A 19,913-nucleotide genomic window follows, 5' to 3' on the forward strand; every position below is an offset into this window, starting at 1 on the left:
TTAGTAACCCACTCGAAGCCCAACTGAATAGCTCCGGCATCTGATCCCTCAACCTGATTCCCCAGTACAGGAACTATAACGAAAAATAGCACGATTGCAATGGTTGCATAGAACACTGTTCTATATCTCATTTCCTCCCACCCTTCATCGAATTCAGGCGTTACCAAAATATTACACGCGCTGGAATATCGAATCAACCTATTTGTTGAATCTAACAAGCAGCGAGCGCATTAAAAAAGAGGAGATGCCCCGTCAAGTCGCATGACTTTGGAGCAGCTCCTCTTTTAGCTCAACCTGAATTGTATTGAAGCAGCTTAGCTTTCATTAGATTTTGTTCAGATAATCCAGCAAACGGTACACAATGACGGATACCTGTGCCCGAGTGGAAGTCTCGCCCGGTGCAAACCGGTTACCACTCACTCCCTTCACCAGTCCTTCGTTTACGGCAAAGGCCACGGCCGCACGTGCATCCTCCGAAATCAGATTCGTGTCGCTAAATGACAAGGATGCCGTCTCGGAATCCATCTTCAACGCTTCCGCAATCATGACTACCATGTCCTCGCGGGTCAGCGGATGCTTCGCCCCCGCTTCTTTGCTGCGTGTTTCCCAATCGATGCCTGTCTCGAAAATGCGATCAAGCAGCGTCGCAAATTCGGCACGGGTTACCGCATTGTTCGGCGAGAACCGTCCTGCACCGGTACCGTTCGTGATATGCTGCGAGGCAGCAACTTCAATCTCATCCTTAGCCCAGTGGCTGACGATGTCGTTAAAGGTTACGTTATTCTCGGCAGCTGCATAAGAACCCGGTCCGTTGATACGGAACGTGATCGATCCGCGCTCAGCCGATTGCAGCAATCCTGCGGATTGCAGGTCTCCTTTTTCCGACTGCACGTAGGCACCTACCTTGCGTGTATCCTTCACTTTTGTATGGTCATAATTCAATGTCAGTAAAAGCGGATGTTTAAACTTGTCCCCGTGTTTGACCGAAACGATTGGGGATACAGCGTTCAAGGTGTTCCCGGATCCCGCTTTGCTTGCAGCTACGGAAACCGTCAAACTGAATCCGCTGCTCGTCGTGAAATCATCCAGGGCATCGACAGGCACCGTCAAGGTAAAACCATTACCCGTGATAACAAGCGGTTTGCCTGATGCTTTCAGTTTATCGATTGCTGCCTTACCAAGAGTAAGAGCCACGTCGCTGTATTTGCTGAAATCCAGCTTCGATATGTCCAGCTTCACTTCCTTGCTGTCACCTGTAATTCCTGCCGTAACCACTGCTTCAGACAGAGCCGCCGTTGCGGACTCGGTGCCATCCGCATTTTTCTTCGCCGTTACTTTGGCATCGCCCGATACTACAGGTGCAGGAGTGGACGGGGTTCCCGTGGAACCGCCGCCGGATCCTCCGCCATTACCCGGGTCCGGGTTGCCCGGTCCAGGTGCGCCTGTCAATTGCAGGTTAACCGTCGCTTTACCTTCAAGGCCTTGGCGATCCTTGACGGAAAGCTCGACGGTATAGTTGCCCGAAGCCAATCCGTCCAGTGCGATGGTAAAGTCGCCATCCTGCTCGACATCAAAGCTGCCTTCCTTCGCTACCGTTTTATTGGCTCTTTTAATCACATAAGTGGCATCCAGCCATTCGCTGACGTCAAAATCAATCGTCCATTCATCCCACATTGCTGGAACTACCGTTACATAGAGGTCATCGATCGTGCCGGTTAGTGCAGGCTTGTTCTTGCCGGAGATTTTGACATCAAGCTCAGTTTTGACCTCAGGTGCGGATCTCTTCACGAAAAAAGGAATTGTGGCATAATCCGAATAAACATTCCCATTAGTACCGAGAGAGAGAAGTTCAACCGAATACAGGCCGTCTTTAACCTTCTCGATTTCCTCGGATGTGTAGTTGAGGTACTCACCATCCCAGTAGTGTGTATATTCCGTATTAGCATCAAAAAGATACTCATCCGTACCAAAAATTTGCCCAATCAATCCATCTTGATCTGGTCCTGATTCTGGATGAAGGCTGTCATACAAATCTACGATCACGATTCCCATAGGATTATAGAATTCAAAACCTATATTCAGTTCGCCCAGCTCTCCTTGTTCATTCAAAGGGAAATGCGGCAGATAGTTCTCGTTCTCACTGTAGACCTTCGTATATTTGACGCCGGTCATCTCGAGATTGAAGTAAGCTACGTATGGTACAGAGTAAGTGCGGGTTTCGTTTTTAAAAGTAATGTAGCCTTGCTGTTCCGAAACTCCTGATACACCTGCCGGAACTTGAAGCGTTACAACCAGTTCTTTCTCTCCATTTAGATCAAAGGAAGATTGATCCACTGTAACAGCTACTCCAGGGGTTGATTGCGTTGTAGTAACCTCGACCTCAAACCGTCCGCCAATGTCACCAATCTGTTCTACTTTTACTTTCTTCTGAACGGTTTGTTCGGTTGCTCCTGTAAAATTACCAAAGTTAATGCTTCCAGTAATATTATCCTGCTCTTTACTTGTTCCGTTCTCTTGATACGAAGTCTTGTCCAACACCTTCACCAGCGCCTCTGCCTGGATGGTCTGGAGCGCCTGTACGCGCCCGGCCCCTTGATCCGTCACATCGTAGGATTCGGTATTCAGCACTTTGGCATTATTCATCAAGGCGACTTTGACATCGAACGGAGTCCAGTCGTTGTGCTTCTCCAGGATGAGAGCCGCAAGCCCTGCCACATGCGGGGACGCCATACTGGTGCCTGTTAAACGGTCATAGGACTGACTGTAATCTGCACCAGCAATGTCCTTCCCGTATGCCGGAACGGATGACAAAATGCTCGTACCCGGCGCTACCACGTCAGGCTTGATATCCAGTGTCTTCTTGGCTGGGCCTCTGGAGCTGGAATCGTTGATTTCATCGCCTGCGGTTCGGTTCTTAATAAAGTCCGTGAAATTCACTTTCAGATCCGGGTTGGCATCGAGCAGCGATTTGATATAATCGCCGTCTTCTTTGCTCATACTAAAGGTTGGAATGAAGGCAAAGCTGTCTCCGAGCAAGACGCCGATCGGGCCAGGGTTCTGGTTGAATACGATGGCACCCGTCGCGCCTGCTGCCTTAGCGTTCGCAATTTTTTCGACGAAGGCGAGTTCGCCGCGTTTAATCAATGCGATTTTGCCCGCTACGTCTTTGCCAGCGAAATCCTCTGGTTTACCTAGATCCGCATAAATCAGTCCGAAATCCCCATTCAGGACGACTTCCGGGTCCTCGGCGAGATTCCACGCCATTAATTCAAGCTTATACGTAGCATCTACCACGGTAACCGGAGCGGCATCGTCAGCCTGAGGGGCTACTTCATCGTCGGCAGATTCAACAGGCACTTCATCAGTGGCTGGCTCCTCTGCTGCGCCGTCACCCGATTGAACTGACTCCTGCTCCGGATCGACGGAAGGTGCTGTCTCATCCATAGCAGCCGCATCGTCGGTCGATGCCGCCTGGGCAGCTTCATCGAGCTGTACTTCTGCCTGCTCGTCATGCGTGACGGATGGTGTTGGCCCTGCTCCAAGCTCAACCGTTCCCTCATTGTTTTCAATGGGCTCGCCCGGCAATTCCGCGTCCGTGAAAAAGTGCGATGTTGCCGCCATTTCGTCGCTTGGACCCGTGGAGTTTCCTACCGTAATCGGAAATGCCGCCGCCCCCGGCGATCCAACCGTCCAGCGGTTTGGTCCTGTATTGCCGCTTGCAACAACCGGCGTGACACCAGCCAGCGCAGCATTGTTAAGTGCTACGGACGTTACATAATCCGGATCATTTCGGGAATTGCCCAGGGAGAGGTTGATTATATCCATTCCGTCCTGAACGGAACGGTCAATACCTCCAAGTACCCAGCTGGAATAGCCGCTTCCGTACGGCCCAAGAACGCGGTAAGCATAGATATCCGCTTCGGGTGCAATGCCCACGACTCCATATTCGCCGGCATCGCGGGCTCCGATGGTACCCGCTACGTGCGTTCCATGATCGGTCCAATACGTGCTCCCCCTGTCATCGACCTGCGGGGGATTGGAGGGATCATTCTCCCAGTCGAGCGGAGTCGTCTCATAAGGATCATTATCATTGTCGACAAAGTCGTACCCGCCCTTATAAGCATCCTTCAAAACCGGGTGAGCGTAGTCAATACCTGTATCAATAACGCCGACTTTAATGCCTTTGCCCGTATATCCGAGATCCCAGACATCAGGAGCACCGATGAACGGCCCCGTGTCTTTCATGTATGGATTCACTTCGCCCTTCGGGCCAACCGTTACCTCCAGATCGGGATAAACGCCTAGAACGCCAGGGATATCCAGCAGCGCTTCAACCTTGCTGCCATCGATCTCCATGGACACCCCGTTGAATGCGTAGCTATATTGATCGGAGATTTCATGCGTGATGTTCTTCGTGTTCAGGCTGCGTATAAAAGTCTGCTGCTCCAGTTGTACCTGTGCCTCGACCTTCGCCTCCGCGGAAGAACTAAAGGATTGGCCCTGAATAGAGGAAAGCCCTTTGGCCAGAGCCACTGGTTCGGTCGACAATTCTACGATAACCCTTGTAGGCCCCCCGGCCGATCTTTGCAGGCTTTGATCAAGCGCGGGAAACTCCGCAAGCTTAGCTCGCTGTTTCAGCATATCCTTTAACTGCCTAGCTTCTTCGGCACTGAGCGGGTTGTCCAGCTCGATCTGCCGTTCTGACGGAGCCGCCCCGGCCGCTGGTACAACCAATGATAGCGTTAAAATAAAACTTAGTAGTGCAGACCATAACTTTTTACTCAAGGCTTTGCCCCTCCCATAAGATAGATTTCCCAATCAAATTAGGGTCCGGGATGTCATCAGCATATCTGCGCTGCCTAACGATGGTATCCACTCCTTTCCGCATAAGACTGACCCGTGGTAAATTATTCTAGAATCCAAAATTAGATTCCTTCATCCTTTTCTGTATGTTTTTGTTAAATTCAGTCGAATGTTTAGGAGCTTTTGACGAATGACCGAAAACGTCATAGATTCAAGGAAAATATGGCTTACATCGCAAGTAAGGGAGGAGAAAGGAATTCGGGAAAAAGAAAAAACCGAGGCTATCGATAGCCTCGGTTCTTATGGGTTCAACTGATATTTCAAAATATATCCAGGGTATGCTGTTATTCGTTTAGCAACCGCACGAACTCTTCTTCGTCCTCCAGGATGTCGATGCCGAGCTGCTGGGCTTTGGCCAGCTTGCTGCCGGCTTTTTCGCCTGCAATGAGGAGGTCGGTTTTCTTGGATACGCTGCCTGTGACCTTCGCTCCGAGCGCTTCCAAGCGTTCGGTTGCCTCTTCGCGGGTCAGCAGATGGAGGGTGCCTGTCAGCACAACCGTTTTGCCGCTGAAGTAGGAATCCGTGCTGACCGGCTTCGGCGCTTCCGGCGCTTTCGCTTGGACGCCCAGCGAGAGCATCTTCTGGATGCTTGCTTGGGCAAACGGGTCGGCGAAGTATCCCGCGATGCTGTCGGCCACGATGCCGCCCACGTCCGGCAGCTCGACCAATTCTTCCGCGGTCGCGGCCATCACGCGGTTCAGATCACGGTAGTGATCGGCCAGCATTTTGGTTGTGGATTTGCCGGTATTCGGTATGCCCAGTGCAAATAGGAACGATGCAAGATCCCGCTCCTTGCTCTTCTCGAGGGCATCCAGCAGATTCTGGGCTTTTTTCTCGCCGAAGCGCTCCAGCTTCAGCAAACTGTCAAAAGATAGCGTGTAAAGATCAGCAGGTTCTCTCACGCCCAATTCATCATATAACTGGATCGCGGTTTTATCGCTGAACGTCTCAATGTCCATGGCGTCCCTGGAGGCAAAATGCGTGATCCGGGCCACGATTTGCGGCTTGCACCCCGTCTTGTTGTTGCAGAAGAGGTGGGCGCCGCGCTGTTCCAGCGGAAATCCGCAGGATGGACACTGTTCCGGATACAGGATCTCTTCGCCATCCTGCTCCTCCGTCACTTTGCCGAGGATCTCGGGAATGACGTCATTCGAACGGCGAATGAAGACCCGCGAGCCCAGCGCGAACTTGAGATTTTTGCGCTCAATATCCCCGATATTGTTCAGCGTACAATTTTGCACCGTAACTCCGGCAAGCTCAACAGGCTCTACACGGGCTAGTGGCGTGATTTTTCCGGTCCGTCCCACATTCCAGGTAACCGACTGCAGCACGGTCGTGGTTTCTTCCGCTTCGAATTTGTAAGCGACCGCCCAGCGCGGGAACTTGTCGGTATATCCGAGCACCTCGCGGATGCGGAAATCGGTCACCTTCACAACCGCCCCGTCAATGAGGTAATCGAGCTCGGAGCGGCGTTTTTCGATATCGGCCAGCTGCTCCATCACATCATCAAACTGCTCGAAATAGAAAATGTACGGGTTGACCTTGAGCCGGTTCTCGCGCAGGAAATCCATCATTTCCTTGTGGTCGGCAAAAGTGATTCCATCCGAGTAGCCGACATTGTAGAAGTACGCGTTCAGCTTACGCTCGGCCGTCACCTTCGGATTCAGATTGCGAAGCGCTCCTGCAGCAGCATTGCGCGCGTTCTTGAGCGGCTCGGCCGCGGTTTGATTGTATTGTTCCAGCACGGACAGGTTCATGATGCCCTCGCCCTGCACTTCGATCGTGCCTTCCGCGTACGGGATCGTCATTGGCACCGACTTGATGGTCTTCACCTGAGCCAAAATGCCTTCGCCTACCGTTCCGTTCCCCCGTGTCGATGCTTGAACGAGCTTGCCGTCCTGATAGGTCAGATTCAGCGTCAGCCCGTCAAACTTCAGCTCCAGTGCATAACAAGGCGACGGCAGAGGATTGCCGGGATTCTTCGTATTATAGTCATTGACCAGCCTGACCACGCGATCATGCCAGGTACGGAGCTGCTCGATGTTCTGGGCTTTATCGAGACTCCATAACGGAGCCAAATGGCGGTGCGGGGCAAAACCCTTCAGAATCTCCCCGCCCACCCGCTGGGTCGGAGAATCCGGGAGCATCACTCCGGTCTCTGCCTCCAACGCTACCAGCTGGTCGTACAGGGCGTCATACTCCTTGTCACTTACAAGCGGCTGATCCAGCGTGTAGTAATGGTAATTGTAATTGTTCAGCTCCGCAATGAGCTTCTCCATCTTTTCCTTGAAATCCATGCAGGGGCAATCCTCCTTCAATATAATAAGGCCATCATGGGTCACGCTGCTTTAGATGCATATTTACCTAGTTCTATCCTTTATTCCACCTTCGTAATCGGCGCAAAGCCGGCAAGCAGGCGTTTCACGCCCACAGGCGCCGGGAATGCAATCTGCAATTCCATGTCGTTGCCGCTGCCCTTCACCGCTACGATCGTACCGGTCCCCCATTTGCCATGGGCGACTTTGTCGCCGGCCTTAAAATCGCCGCTGCCCGAGGCAGCCGCTGAACGGGATGACCCACCGGTTGTCATCGTCACCCGGCTCTTCGGCGTGGCTTGCGCGGATGCGGTCGATCCGCTGAGGGAGAGGTCCACGCTGCGGCCGCCGCCAAAGTTGCTGCCTCCACCGCCGCCGAAGCCGCGTCCCGCATAGGAACCACCTACATTGCTTCCGCCGCCTCGGCGGTAGCGGTCATGCGCCATCTGAGTGTCTTCCTTCAGCTCTTCCGGGATTTCCTCCAGAAATCGCGATGGCATGTTCGCCGTCGTGCGGCCAAATAAGGTACGCATGCGCGCACAGGATAAGAACAACTGCTTCTCGGCGCGCGTGATGCCTACATAAGCAAGTCGGCGTTCTTCTTCCAGCTCCTCGTTATCCATAAAGGCACGGCTGTGCGGGAATACTCCTTCCTCCATACCGATGATGAATACCACCGGGAACTCCAGGCCTTTGGCGCTGTGCATGGTCATGAGCACGACGGCATCGTCACGTTCTTCCTCGTCATCGTTCATCGAGTCGATATCCGCGATCAGCGCAAGATCCGTGAGGAAGGAGACGAGCGACTTATCCTCGTTGTTCTTCTCGAACTCTTGCGTCACCGACAGGAACTCGTCGATGTTCTCGAGACGGGATCTGGATTCGATCGTATTCTCGTTCTGGAGCTCGAGGCGGTACTCGGACATCTCGAGAATTTTTTCCGTAAGCTCGGTCACCGACAGAAACTCGACCATTCGGCTGAGCGCGGCAATCATGTCGTAGAAGCCCACCAGCGCATTGCGCGTCCGTCCGGCAAAACCGAGGTCGTCCACAATTTCCAGCACGCGGAAGATCGAGATGCCCCGCTCTCCGGCTGCTGCAGCCAGCTTCGCGACGGTTGTGTCGCCGATGCTTCTTTTTGGCACGTTAATGATCCGCGTCAAGCTGATATCGTCGTCCGGGTTGGAAATCAGGCGCAGATAAGCAAGCATGTCCTTGATCTCTTTGCGATCGTAGAACTTGATGCCGCCGACGATCTGGTACGGAATATCCGACTTGATCAGAATTTCCTCGATCACCCGGGACTGCGCGTTGGTCCGATACAGAATCGCGTGGTCCTGATAGCTCTTGCCGTCCTTGATGTTCTTGCTAATTTCCGAGGTGACAAAATACCCCTCATCATGCTCCGTATCCCCGCGGAACACTTTGATCTTCGGTCCTTCACCCTGCTCGGTCCACAGATTCTTCGGCTTGCGGCCCGTGTTCAGGCCAATAACATTGTTGGCAGCGTTCAAAATGTTCGCTGTCGAACGGTAATTCTGCTCCAGCAGAATCGTGCGCGCCTCCGGGTAATCCTGCTCAAAATTCAGGATATTCGTGATATCCGCGCCGCGCCAGCGGTAGATCGACTGGTCGCTGTCCCCGACAACGCAGATGCGGTGATGGCTGTCCGCCAGCATGCGGCAGAGCATGTACTGCGCCCGGTTGGTATCCTGGTATTCATCCACGTGGATGTACTGGAATTTGCGCTGGTAGAAGTCGAGTACCTCCGGCACTTCCTTAAACAGCTGGATCGTGGTCATGATCAGATCGTCGAAATCAAGCGAATTGTTGCTCTTCAAGCGTTTTTGGTATTCGGTGTAAACCTTGGCTACAAGGGTTTCAAAATAGTCTCCGGCTTTCTGTTCATACTGCTGCGGGGAGATCAGTTCATTCTTCGCGGCGCTCATGGCCGCTTGAACCGCCTTCGGCTCGAATTTCTTCGGATCGATGTTGTGATGTTTCATCACGTTCCGAATTACGGACAACTGATCGGTAGAGTCCAGAATACTGAAATTCGAGGTAAAGCCAATCCGTTCAATGTCTCTGCGCAAAATCCTCACACACATGGAGTGGAATGTTGATACCCAGATGTCCTGGCCTTCCCGGCCGACCAGCTTGGATACCCGCTCCTGCATCTCGCGGGCTGCCTTATTCGTAAACGTAATCGCCAGGATGCTCCATGGTGCGGCTTTGCGCGTGGCGATCAGGTACGCGATCCGGTGCGTCAGCACCCGCGTCTTGCCGGAACCGGCTCCGGCCATAATGAGCAGCGGTCCGTCGGTTGCTTCAACGGCCTGGCGCTGCTGTGGATTGAGACGTCTGACGGCGTCGTGTATGTCAATGGAATGCATAAACATTGCCTCCTAATAGATGTAGATTTGATAAGGGATAAGCTTGGGTAAAGGTGTAACGATCAAAAAAGGTTTGAGTCTGGCATATAGATTTATTTAAAGATGATGAATCGTACTGAATGCTGCCTGTCTAAAGCACGGTGCGTTCTGCATGGATATTCAATGAATAAATACATGCTTACCGGCAGAGGAATTGAAAAAGCGATTATAGAGCCTGAGCTGGCTGACTTAACGCGACACTATATTTTTCAGCAGATCAGTTAATAGGACCCATCAGCCCTTAATTGCCTTGACTGTTTCGAGCGCCTGCTCCAGATGATCGTACACCACGTTGCCCACAACGATCGTGTCCGAAATAGTTGCAGCCTTCAGCGCCTGCTCGGCATTGGTTATTCCGCCGCCGTAGAACAAACGGGCGTTATCCAGCGATCTTCGAACCGTGCGGACCGTTTCCATGTCCCCGAACGCGCCGCTGTATTCCAGATACACGATCGGCAGATTCATCAGCTTGTCCGCAATCTGGGCATAAGCGGCAGCCGCGCTCGCTTCAATCGAAGTCTCTGCACCGGTCAATTTGGCCACTGCAGCGTTCTCGTTCAACACGATATACCCCTCGGTCACGACCAGATCCCACGGGATCATGTACCCGTAGCGTTCGATTCCCTCGCGATGCCGGCCCATGATCCAGGTCGGATCCTGCGTATTCATAACCATCGGGACCATATATAGATCAAATCCGGGTACAACGGCTTCCAGATCGGATACTTCCTGCACGCACGGCAGCTCGTAACGCCGAACTCGGGACAGCAGATCCACGGTATTTTCATAGGTGACTCCGGTTGAGCCTCCGACCATAATGGCATCGGTTCCTGACAAGCATACCGCATCCAGGGTCTCGTCATCGATCTCCTTGTCGGGGTCCAGCTTAAACACATGCCTCCAGGATTGTATCATCTCTTTCAAGCGTCATTCCTCCACGTTCACGGGTTACTATCATACTAAAATAAGTCTATGCTAGCACGGTAAGCAAGTCAATTTATGTTCGTATAAAATGCGAACATTTTTTTGGTAATTGCGGTTTATCGGTCCAGCCGATATACGAACTGCGCCGCTGGAAAGGGATTTGGGCGGATACCTGGTTAAGAAAAACGTCTACCGACGTACAATCCCAGACCGCATGACGCACAATCCCAGACATATAGATGGTGGCTTTCTGTGATATCAAGTAGGCCAAGCTTCGAAGTTTATGCTTTCTGATAGCATGAAAAAGCCCGCGATCTATTATGGAGATCACGGACTTCCATGCCCAGCATTATTATGGATGCAAACAAACTTCTCCACAGACGGACGCGATATGATGCGCGACATGTAAGGTTAAGTCTACTCTAGTCACTTTGTTATGGTATATCTCAGGCTGTTCCGCTCCAGCTCCGGCTCTGTCAGCAGATCCGAGTAGACGCCGTACACGCCCCATTTTTCATAATTGTTCACGGTGTTCGTGTCATTGATGGTGTGGACATAGGTCACGGCTCCCGCTTGCCTTAGCTTGGCTACGAAATTCGGGCTGACCTTGTACTCCGGCATGGTAACCGCGTCAATGTGGTTCTCCTGTACGAAGGCGGTGATCTCAGCAGGTGAGTCCTGCGTGGCATACAGCGTATATATAATCGATTGAAACGGATAGATGTCCTGAACCATATCAAGCATCGGCTCATTGTAAATTTGGACGACGACCCGATCCAGAAGCTTCGGATCCCGTTCTGTAGCAGCGTTTACAATCTCCGCGAACAGGTACTGTATATCCCGGTCCTTCTGCTCCTTCGTATCCGTCACGATGTAGATATCGGGATGACGCTCCATCATATCCATAATCCCCTCAATATCCATCGGCTGGTATTGTTCCAAAATCGGCGTGTTAATAAATTCCTCATGGCTTAAGCGGGTGGCCTGCTTATCGTCCGGAAGCTTCTCCTTTTGACCCAGCTGCTGCGTCATGCTCTCCGTCCACTCATGCCTGGCTACGACTTTGCGATCCTCCGTCAGCATCAAATCAATCTCGAATACCCGGGTGCCTTTCTCGTAGTTAACAACCATGGCTTCATAAGCGTTCGTATAGGGCTGTTCGCCGATGCTTCCCATGGCATGGGCAATCAAGCGATAGGCCGCGAATCCTTGCGGCGCTTCCTCCTCCATCTCCAGATGAGTCAGAAGCAGTATCATAATGGCGGAAAATAATAGAAGGACAGCTGCGATCCGTTTCATGGTATCCCCACCCTTTGTTTCGTTCATTGCTGTTGCTAGGTAAATACCCGCTTAATGGAGGGGCCAAACAAAAAAACGCCACTTGGCGGCTGCCAAATGACGGAACGATTTTTATGATGCTACGGATCACTAGCTCTTGGCCTTCAAAAGGTGAATATACCATTTCAATCCCGCGTTGTGGTTAAACACGCTGACTTTATCTACGACATCAAACCCATCACAGCTTTCGATTTCGCCGATCTTATGCTCTACCATGAGAAAATCGGGATCCTGGGTGTTCTTATGTGAATATAGGGAAGATATGATGACGCCATTCGGAGTCAGGAAACGCGCATATTCCAATAGCTTGCTAGCGGTATTAGGCACGTACTGCAGCGATTCATTAAAAACGATGACGTTGTAGCTTTTATGAGGAACATAATGGTTGATGTCCGCGCGCTGAAATAAGTTCCTTGACGTTTTGCCGGATGCGATTCGAATCGCTTCCTCGGACAGGTCTACACCGGTATAATTCGATTTTTCATCGTCCAAGAGCATGTCATACAACAGGCCGGCCCCGCATCCCATATCCAAAATGCCCTCTTCCCCAAGAAACTTTCGGATATATCCGTACACGACCGAGTATCTGGCATATTCCGTGATGTCCGATAAATAATCCCACATGCGGGATCTGTACTCTTCGTCCCATTGCTCTTGGCTGCTTTCGATGAAATCCTGGACCTTGGCGTTTTCCATATCGATTCCTCCCATAATGCGTATTGGATGTGATCCTTCCCTTAGGCAAATGAAGCAGCAAGATAAAAATACGGTTATTTCGAAAACAATAGAAATCTCCATAACACTGAGATTGGACCATCATAACCAACCTGTGATCCTGCGTAATGAACAAACTCTAGCAAAATATCGATGAACCTAGTATTTCTTTATAATAGTATTACAGTTATTTTTTGTAAATCATTCCAGACTACTATTGTCCGCTGTGTTGTACATGCATGTTGAAGTGAGCGGAGTGGATCGAATGTCCGAAGTTTTTCTCGGCTATGTCACAAACTTACAGGAAGCGACAGCATTCGGTATCTTTACAACGGGACTTGGTAAGCAGCTTTAGTCGAAATATGCTTCTAGGACAGGTAAATAAAAGACGCCATCCGGCTAATGCCGGATGACGTCATCACAAAATTACTATCAGTATGCATTTTTGAATCCGTTACGGATCGTGCGCAGAATGATTTTGATATCAAACAGAATGGACCAATTCTCGATGTAGAAAATATCGTGCTTGATCCGCTCTTCAATCGAAGTATCCCCGCGCAGGCCATTGCTCTGCGCCCACCCCGTGATGCCCGGGCGTACGTGGTGTTTCACCATGTACTTCGGAATCTCCTCTTTGAACTGTTCAACGTAATAAGGTCGTTCCGGTCTTGGGCCCACCACGCTCATATGTCCGAACAGGACATTAAAGAACTGCGGCAGCTCATCCAGACTGGTCTTCCGGAGAAACGAACCGAACTTGGTGCGGCGCGGATCATTCTCCACCGTCCAGCCCGTATCCGGCGCCCCTTCCGGCAGCGGCTTCATCGAACGGAACTTATACATATAAAAGTTTCGGCGGTTCAGCCCGACCCGCTCCTGCTTAAAAATGACAGGGCCCCGGGAGGTCAATCGGACACCGAGGTAAATCCCGATCATCACCGGCAGGGTGAGGATAATCGCCACTAACGAGAATACGATATCAAACGCCCGCTTGAACAGTCGGTTTGCCGCCAGGTCCAGCGGAATATCGCGCACGTTGATCATCGGCATACCCGCAAAGTTATCAAACACCGGCCGTGCCGGGAGGTAATCGAAAAAGTCCGGGATAATTAGCGTTCGGACACCTGCTTTTTCACAAGCAGCAATGATCTCCGGATACTTGTGGTGCGCATTTAGAGGAAGTGCTAGCACGACCTCATCGACGAGCTTTTCGTTTAGCACCTTATGTAGATCGCCGACCGAACCCAAAATGGGTTTAAGCCTTCTCGCTTCGATCTCGTCCCACTGCTGGTAATCATCCAGGAAACCGATGACTTCATACCCCAGCTCCGGATACTGCTTCAGATTTTTGAAGAAGCGCTTGCCGAGCGACCCTGCACCCACGATGAGCACGAATTGGCGGTTGTAGCCTTTTTCCCGAAAATGCTTGAGGGATTTCTTAAGGAAGTAACGGTATAGGATGATGATTGCTACATTGAGAATCATGTAGATGGCGAGATACCAACGGGAGATATCCACCTCTTTAACAAAAAACATAATACTGAGGAGAATGAACATCCCGATGAAATGCATCTGGAAGATCTTCATGAACTCGTCGGCAAAGCGCTTTTTCCGCTTCGGCGAGTACAAGGTAATCATGATGCCGACAACCACCGCAACCGCTCCGTACACCAGACTCCACAAAGCATAGGTTTCGAGAGGTAGCGGCTCTTCATAGGGAAACCAGCCACTCTCGAATTTCACCCACCATGCGAGCAGAAACGCCAACTGGATAAAGGCAAAATCGGTCAACATATACAATTTGGTCAGAAAGCCCTGATTCTGGCGGATCATGATTTCACCTCCACTCCACCTGAAGATTGCGTTATCGTTGCTGGACGAATGGGCTTAAGCCGGTTCGTGAGCAGGGACAGGAGCAATTTCAGACCAACGCCCGCATACACGGCTCCATTAACGAATATGTTGTATTTCTGCCGGTAATGCTTCCGATGAAAAAGAATCATCGCCCGATGGAACTCATAAATGATCTTGAACGGCCGGCGCCGGGCGCTGCCGCCTTTATAATGGATGATCGTCGTCCGTGGATAATAGTGAATGCCCCATCCCGCCTGCTTGATGCGATAACACCAGTCGATATCCTCCCCGTACATAAAAAACGTCTCGTCCAGCCCGCCCACCTGATCAATCGTCTCGCGGCGTACCAGCATGAACGCACCGACCAAACAATCCACCGGATACTCTACGTCCGGATTCAAATACCCCAGCTGATACTGGTTAAACTCCGGCTTGTTGGGGAACAGCTTGCTGAGACCAAAGGCATAATAGAAGGACGCCGAAGGCGTTGGGAACCCTCTTTTGCAGGCCTTATCCAGGGAACCGTCCGGAAGGACGATTTTGCAGCCGGAAGCCCCTATGATCGGGTTATAGTCCATAAAAGCGACCATCGTCTGGATCGTATCCTGCTGGATCATCGTGTCGGAATTTAGCAGCAGCATATAGCGGCCTTCCGCCACTTCCATCCCCTGATTGTTGGCTTTGGCAAAGCCGGTATTTTCCGCGTTCTCGATCAGCTTGACCTGCGGAAATAACTCTCGGATGGTCTGAACGGACTCGTCCTTCGAGTTGTTATCTATCAGAATCACTTCGTATGTATATTCCGTCTCCGATGCAAACACGGATCGCAAACAATCCACCGTCAGCTGACAGGTATTGTAGTTCACGATTAAAATGCTTAAATCCATTGCATAACGTCTCCTGACAAATATAGTAATCTATCGACATTATAGCATAGTTCGTAGGGAAATAAGGAATATTATAGCTTAACTACCTTACTTCAACTTTTGGATAATCTATAACCTCTATTTGTTTTTTATTTTTGAAATATTTTTTTAATTTCATCGCATGCTTCTCAATTATATGCCAAGAAAGAAACGCTAGGGCTAACGTAATTGGCAAACTGATGGCCAAGTTCAACCAAGGAGAAAGTTTACTATTAAAAAAATATGTAACTGTCTGCTGTACTGGAAAGGCGTAAATGTATAACCCATACGAAAAGTCTCCAAATTTGGAAAATCCATGAAGTTTAATCTTGGGATGATACACAAAGTACATTATTAAGTAAGTTCCGGAGAACAGTAGTACAAACTTAAATCCACCGAATTGGGAACTTAAAAGTAATAAAAAAAACGATATGCTTGCATACCAGCTACTTATCATAATCTTCTCCCTGTAATAATACATTATCATACCGGCTGCGAAGAAAGGAAAAAGATCGATAAATGATGGCCAATATACTTTAGGTGTTCCCATAATATAAGGTCGCAAATATATTAGTGTGTAAAAGGATAAGCAAAATAAAAAAAGGATAAAATTACGACGTTTATTAAGTTTTAATATTCCAATAATAGCCACAACTGCGTAGCACAGCACTTCAAAAGGGATTGTCCACAATGATCCATTTATGGATGTATTTCTATCTGAACCATATTCAAATACTCCTGGAAGATTCCACTGCATAGGAAAAAGTAACATTGCTTTTAGATACGAGTATGTCTCGCGACTCGAAAAATATTCCCTCATCCCCAGTGTTGTTACTAGCGGTCCAATTAATAATGCTCCAAATAAAATAGATACAATAAGTGCTGGGTATATCCTAAGTATTCTTGCTGCAATAAAATGTATTATATTATTAGATCTATCGTAGCTCTGTGAAATTAAAAACCCACTAATCACAAAAAAAATAGCAACTGCTACATCTCCTAACGACTGTTGGCCTTTAGTAAATAAAACAAAAAACTCACCCATATGACCAGATAGAGGATATGCATGACTAATAATAACCAGGCATGCAGCAATGAATCTGAGAATATCATAATTATTTTCTTTATTTATAATAGAATCCTCTATAGTAATGTTGGCCAATCCTATACCCCCAGACCAGGTTATAATGCCACCGAAACTCAACCACAACATGAACTCTAGACTTATAAAAAAATTGATTAGAAGCAAGGTCTTTTAAACTTCATATTGCTTCGCTTAACTTCATATTGCTTCGCTTAACTTCTTATTGGTTTGGATAGATAATTTAGAAGTTTCAGTGCTTAAGGAAAGAAATTAATCGGTTAATCTCGATGATATTCAAATAAAAAATCCTTTAATCCATCGCGCCATGGCCTTAAATCCTCAAACCCATTTGCCCGAATAGCTATATGCTCAAGTACTGAATTACGAGGACGAGGAGCGGGTCTTGAATAAGACTCCGTTGTACAAGGCTCTATAATTGCTGTAAATGAATTTTCCGCTAAATTGTTCATCTCTTGACTTATGGCTCTGGCGAATTCATACCACGTGCAAAAACTACTATTAGAAACATGATAAACCCCGTATTTTTCCGTTTGAATTAATGCAATTAAAAATCTAGCAATATCTTTTGTAAAGGTCGGTGATCCCTTTTGATCGTTAACTACTTGAAGAACCGGTCTTGTTTGACCATAATTTAGCATTGTTTTAACAAAGTTATTTCCAAAATGTCCAAATACCCATGAAGTTCTAACAATAAACCATTTGGACCCCAAACTTTGAACTAGCACCTCACCCGCACGCTTTGATTTACCATAAATGCTCAATGGATTTGTATTATCATACTCATGATATGGAAGTTCACTCTGTCCATCAAACACATAATCCGTGCTAATGTATACAAGTTTAGCTTTAATATACTCTGACGCAATAACAATATTTCGAGTACCTATTGCGTTAACAAGATAGGCTTTATCAATGTTTGTCTCAGCTAGATCTACAGCAGTATATGCTGCACAGTGAATAATACACTCTGGACGATACTCTGAAATAATTCTCCTGCATTGTTCTAAGTCAGTGATATCCAATTCTTCTTTACTATATCCCTTGACCTTAAAGCCTGTTCGTTTTAGAAGCCTAACCACATCCTGCCCCAATTGCCCACTTGAACCAGTTACAAGAACCTTCATAATTGCTCACCTAATCGCTTAGCATACTGTTCCAAAAAATAGTCTTTGTACAATCCTGATTGAATTCTTCCCCACCAGTTCTTGTTGGCCAAGTACCACTGAATTGTTTCCTTAATTCCGGTTTCAAAGTTATATTTCGGTTTCCAACCAAGTTCATTCATGATTTTCGTTGGATCAATTCCATAACGACGATCATGTCCCGGGCGATCATCTACATAAGAAATCAGAGACTCCGGCTTCCCGAGCTCCTGAAGTATCTTTTGAACGATATGAACATTGGTCCGTTCATTATTCCCACCTATGTTATACACCTCACCGCTAACGCCTTTGTGAATAACCAAGTCAATAGCACTACAATGATCTTCAACGTACAACCAATCCCGGATATTCAACCCATCGCCGTAGACAGGTAGCGCTTCATCATTAAGTGCACGGGAGATCATAAGCGGGATTAGCTTCTCTGGAAATTGAAGAGGGCCGTAGTTGTTAGAACAGCGGGTAATATTGACCGGGAGTCCAAAGGTCTCGTGATAAGCTCTAACAAGTAGATCTCCTCCTGCTTTACTAGCGGAATACGGGCTGTTGGGAGCTAGAGGCGTCTCCTCAGTAAAAAGTCCCGTTTCACCCAGTGACCCATAAACCTCATCGGTTGATACTTGTACAAACTTCGTTACGTTATGTTTCTTGGCCGCATCCAACAAAACCTGAGTGCCAAGCACATTAGTGTTCACAAATACTTCCGGCTCCAAAATGCTTCGGTCCACATGAGACTCAGCAGCAAAGTTAACCACAACTTCAATCTGATGCTGTTCAAAAATTTGTTCAACCGCTTCTTTATTCGCGATGTCCGCTTTAATAAACGTATAGTTAGCGTTATTTTCAACGGATTTGAGGTTCTCTAAATTCCCTGCATAAGTTAAGGCATCCATGTTGACGATCTCATATGTGGGATATTGTTGTAACATGTATATAACAAAATTGCTTCCTATAAATCCGGCGCCGCCGGTAACAAGTAATTTCATTACAGTCCCCCCTAATTAAAATTCAATTCTGCGTTCTTCAGTAACGGGTGGTTTTTATCTTTATCTGAAAGAATCGGATTTGAAGTTGGCCAATCAATCCCCAAAGCCGGATCATTCCATAATATTCCTCTGTCGTGTTCAGGGGAATAAAATTCATCTACTTTATAAAAAACTTGTGTATTTGGAACAAGTGTACAAAATCCATGTGCGTACCCTTTTGGGATCAGTATCTGGCGTTTATTATACTCGCTGAGAATCACACCGATCCAATTGCCAAAGGTGGGGGAATTTTTGCGAATATCAACAACAACATCGTATATTGCCCCTGAAAGGACACGAACCAATTTGGTTTGTCCTTTGGGGTTTAGCTGATAATGCAACCCCCTCAAGACACCTGCATCGGATGAGAGAGAGTGATTATCTTGAATGAAATAATGATCAATATTTTGTTCTTTTAAAACTGCGGTGTTATAGCTCTCCATAAAAAAACCCCTATTATCCCCATGGATTTTTGGTTCAAGCAGCTTAACGCCATCTAATGCCATAGAGGTGATAATCATTGTCCCACTCCTCCTAAATTTTCAATTTACCGAATTCCTCTGTAAACACCAAGTCACGAGCTAGCTCATTGGCCCTTGCTAAGGAAACATGTGTACCAGCATCAGTCCACCAACCATTTAGGATATCATAAGTCAGCTCACCTCTAGCAATATATGCATTATTAACATCTGTGATCTCTAATTCACCACGGGCAGAAGGCTTCAGTGTTTTAACAATTTCAAACACATGATGATCAAACATATAAATTCCGGTTACTGCATAATTGGATTTGGGATTATTCGGCTTTTCTTCAATGGATACAATGCGGTTACCCTGTATCTCAGGAACGCCAAACCTTTTCGGATCTTCAACTTGTTGAATTAATATCTTAGCCCCCTTCTCCTGTTCGCTAAAATTTTCAACAAACTTAGAGAGGTCATCTTCGAAAACATTATCTCCTAGAATAACAACCATTTGATCAACACCAACAAAATTTTCAGCAAGATCCAATGCTTGAGCAATTCCACCTGCTTCATCTTGAACTTTATAAGTAAAAGTAACTCCCATCTCTATTCCACTTCCAAGGAGATTTACAACATCACCCATATGCTCTTTACCAGTCACAACAAGAATATCTTTTATTCCTGCATGTTTAAGTTTAAATATAGAATGAAATATCATTGGATATTTACCTACGGGAAGTAAATGTTTATTGGTAACTTTGGTTAATGGGTAGAGACGTGAGCCTGTGCCACCTGCTAATATAATTCCTTTCAA

13 protein-coding genes are annotated in these 19,913 nt (G+C 48.1%); all 13 read right to left on the bottom strand.

Annotation, left to right across the window (positions count from 1 at the left end; translation table 11 throughout):
* Window positions 1-324 precede the first annotated feature (324 nt).
* Window positions 325-4,785 carry a S8 family serine peptidase gene (locus tag MHI43_RS29425; RefSeq protein WP_036660280.1) on the bottom strand — a complete coding sequence of 1,487 codons (4,461 nt, stop codon included), beginning with the start codon at window positions 4,783-4,785 and terminating at the stop codon, window positions 325-327.
* Between the two features lie 362 nt (window positions 4,786-5,147).
* Complete coding sequence (gene ligA, locus MHI43_RS29430) at window positions 5,148-7,160, bottom strand: NAD-dependent DNA ligase LigA (protein ID WP_036660281.1); 2,013 nt, start codon at window positions 7,158-7,160, stop codon at window positions 5,148-5,150.
* Window positions 7,161-7,240: 80 nt separating this feature from the next.
* Complete coding sequence (pcrA, locus tag MHI43_RS29435; protein WP_036660283.1) at window positions 7,241-9,571, bottom strand: DNA helicase PcrA; 2,331 nt, start codon at window positions 9,569-9,571, stop codon at window positions 7,241-7,243.
* Window positions 9,572-9,844: 273 nt separating this feature from the next.
* Window positions 9,845-10,534 carry a heptaprenylglyceryl phosphate synthase gene (locus MHI43_RS29440; protein ID WP_036660285.1) on the bottom strand — a complete coding sequence of 230 codons (690 nt, stop codon included), beginning with the start codon at window positions 10,532-10,534 and terminating at the stop codon, window positions 9,845-9,847.
* Window positions 10,535-10,960: 426 nt separating this feature from the next.
* The gene (locus MHI43_RS29445; protein ID WP_036660286.1) at window positions 10,961-11,833 is read right to left on the bottom strand and encodes a phosphatidylinositol-specific phospholipase C/glycerophosphodiester phosphodiesterase family protein; all 873 of its coding nucleotides are present in this window, start codon (window positions 11,831-11,833) and stop codon (window positions 10,961-10,963) included.
* 129 nt (window positions 11,834-11,962) lie between these two features.
* A complete protein-coding gene (locus tag MHI43_RS29450) occupies window positions 11,963-12,568 on the bottom strand; it encodes a methyltransferase domain-containing protein (protein ID WP_036660287.1) in 606 nt (201 codons plus the stop codon).
* Between the two features lie 450 nt (window positions 12,569-13,018).
* The gene (locus MHI43_RS29455; protein WP_036660288.1) at window positions 13,019-14,419 is read right to left on the bottom strand and encodes an undecaprenyl-phosphate glucose phosphotransferase; all 1,401 of its coding nucleotides are present in this window, start codon (window positions 14,417-14,419) and stop codon (window positions 13,019-13,021) included.
* A complete protein-coding gene (locus MHI43_RS29460; RefSeq protein WP_036660290.1) occupies window positions 14,416-15,327 on the bottom strand; it encodes a glycosyltransferase family 2 protein in 912 nt (303 codons plus the stop codon). The genes MHI43_RS29455 and MHI43_RS29460 overlap by 4 nt, the downstream gene beginning before the upstream one ends.
* A gap of 82 nt (window positions 15,328-15,409) precedes the next feature.
* Window positions 15,410-16,507, bottom strand: coding sequence for an acyltransferase (locus tag MHI43_RS29465; RefSeq protein ID WP_051425288.1), 1,098 nt, complete (start codon window positions 16,505-16,507; stop codon window positions 15,410-15,412).
* A gap of 200 nt (window positions 16,508-16,707) precedes the next feature.
* Entirely contained in the window at window positions 16,708-17,574 is an 867-nt protein-coding gene (gene rfbD, locus MHI43_RS29470; RefSeq protein WP_036660292.1) for a dTDP-4-dehydrorhamnose reductase, read from the bottom strand.
* A complete protein-coding gene (rfbB, locus tag MHI43_RS29475) occupies window positions 17,571-18,596 on the bottom strand; it encodes a dTDP-glucose 4,6-dehydratase (protein ID WP_036660293.1) in 1,026 nt (341 codons plus the stop codon). The genes rfbD and rfbB overlap by 4 nt, the downstream gene beginning before the upstream one ends.
* 11 nt (window positions 18,597-18,607) lie before the next feature.
* Window positions 18,608-19,156 carry a dTDP-4-dehydrorhamnose 3,5-epimerase gene (rfbC, locus tag MHI43_RS29480; RefSeq protein ID WP_036660294.1) on the bottom strand — a complete coding sequence of 183 codons (549 nt, stop codon included), beginning with the start codon at window positions 19,154-19,156 and terminating at the stop codon, window positions 18,608-18,610.
* A 13-nt stretch (window positions 19,157-19,169) separates the two neighbouring features.
* Complete coding sequence (locus MHI43_RS29485) at window positions 19,170-19,913, bottom strand: sugar phosphate nucleotidyltransferase (RefSeq protein ID WP_036660296.1); 744 nt, start codon at window positions 19,911-19,913, stop codon at window positions 19,170-19,172.

The organism is Paenibacillus sp. FSL H8-0457, assembly GCF_038051935.1.
GTDB classification, from domain to species: Bacteria; Bacillota; Bacilli; order Paenibacillales; family Paenibacillaceae; genus Paenibacillus_AQ; species Paenibacillus_AQ lautus_A.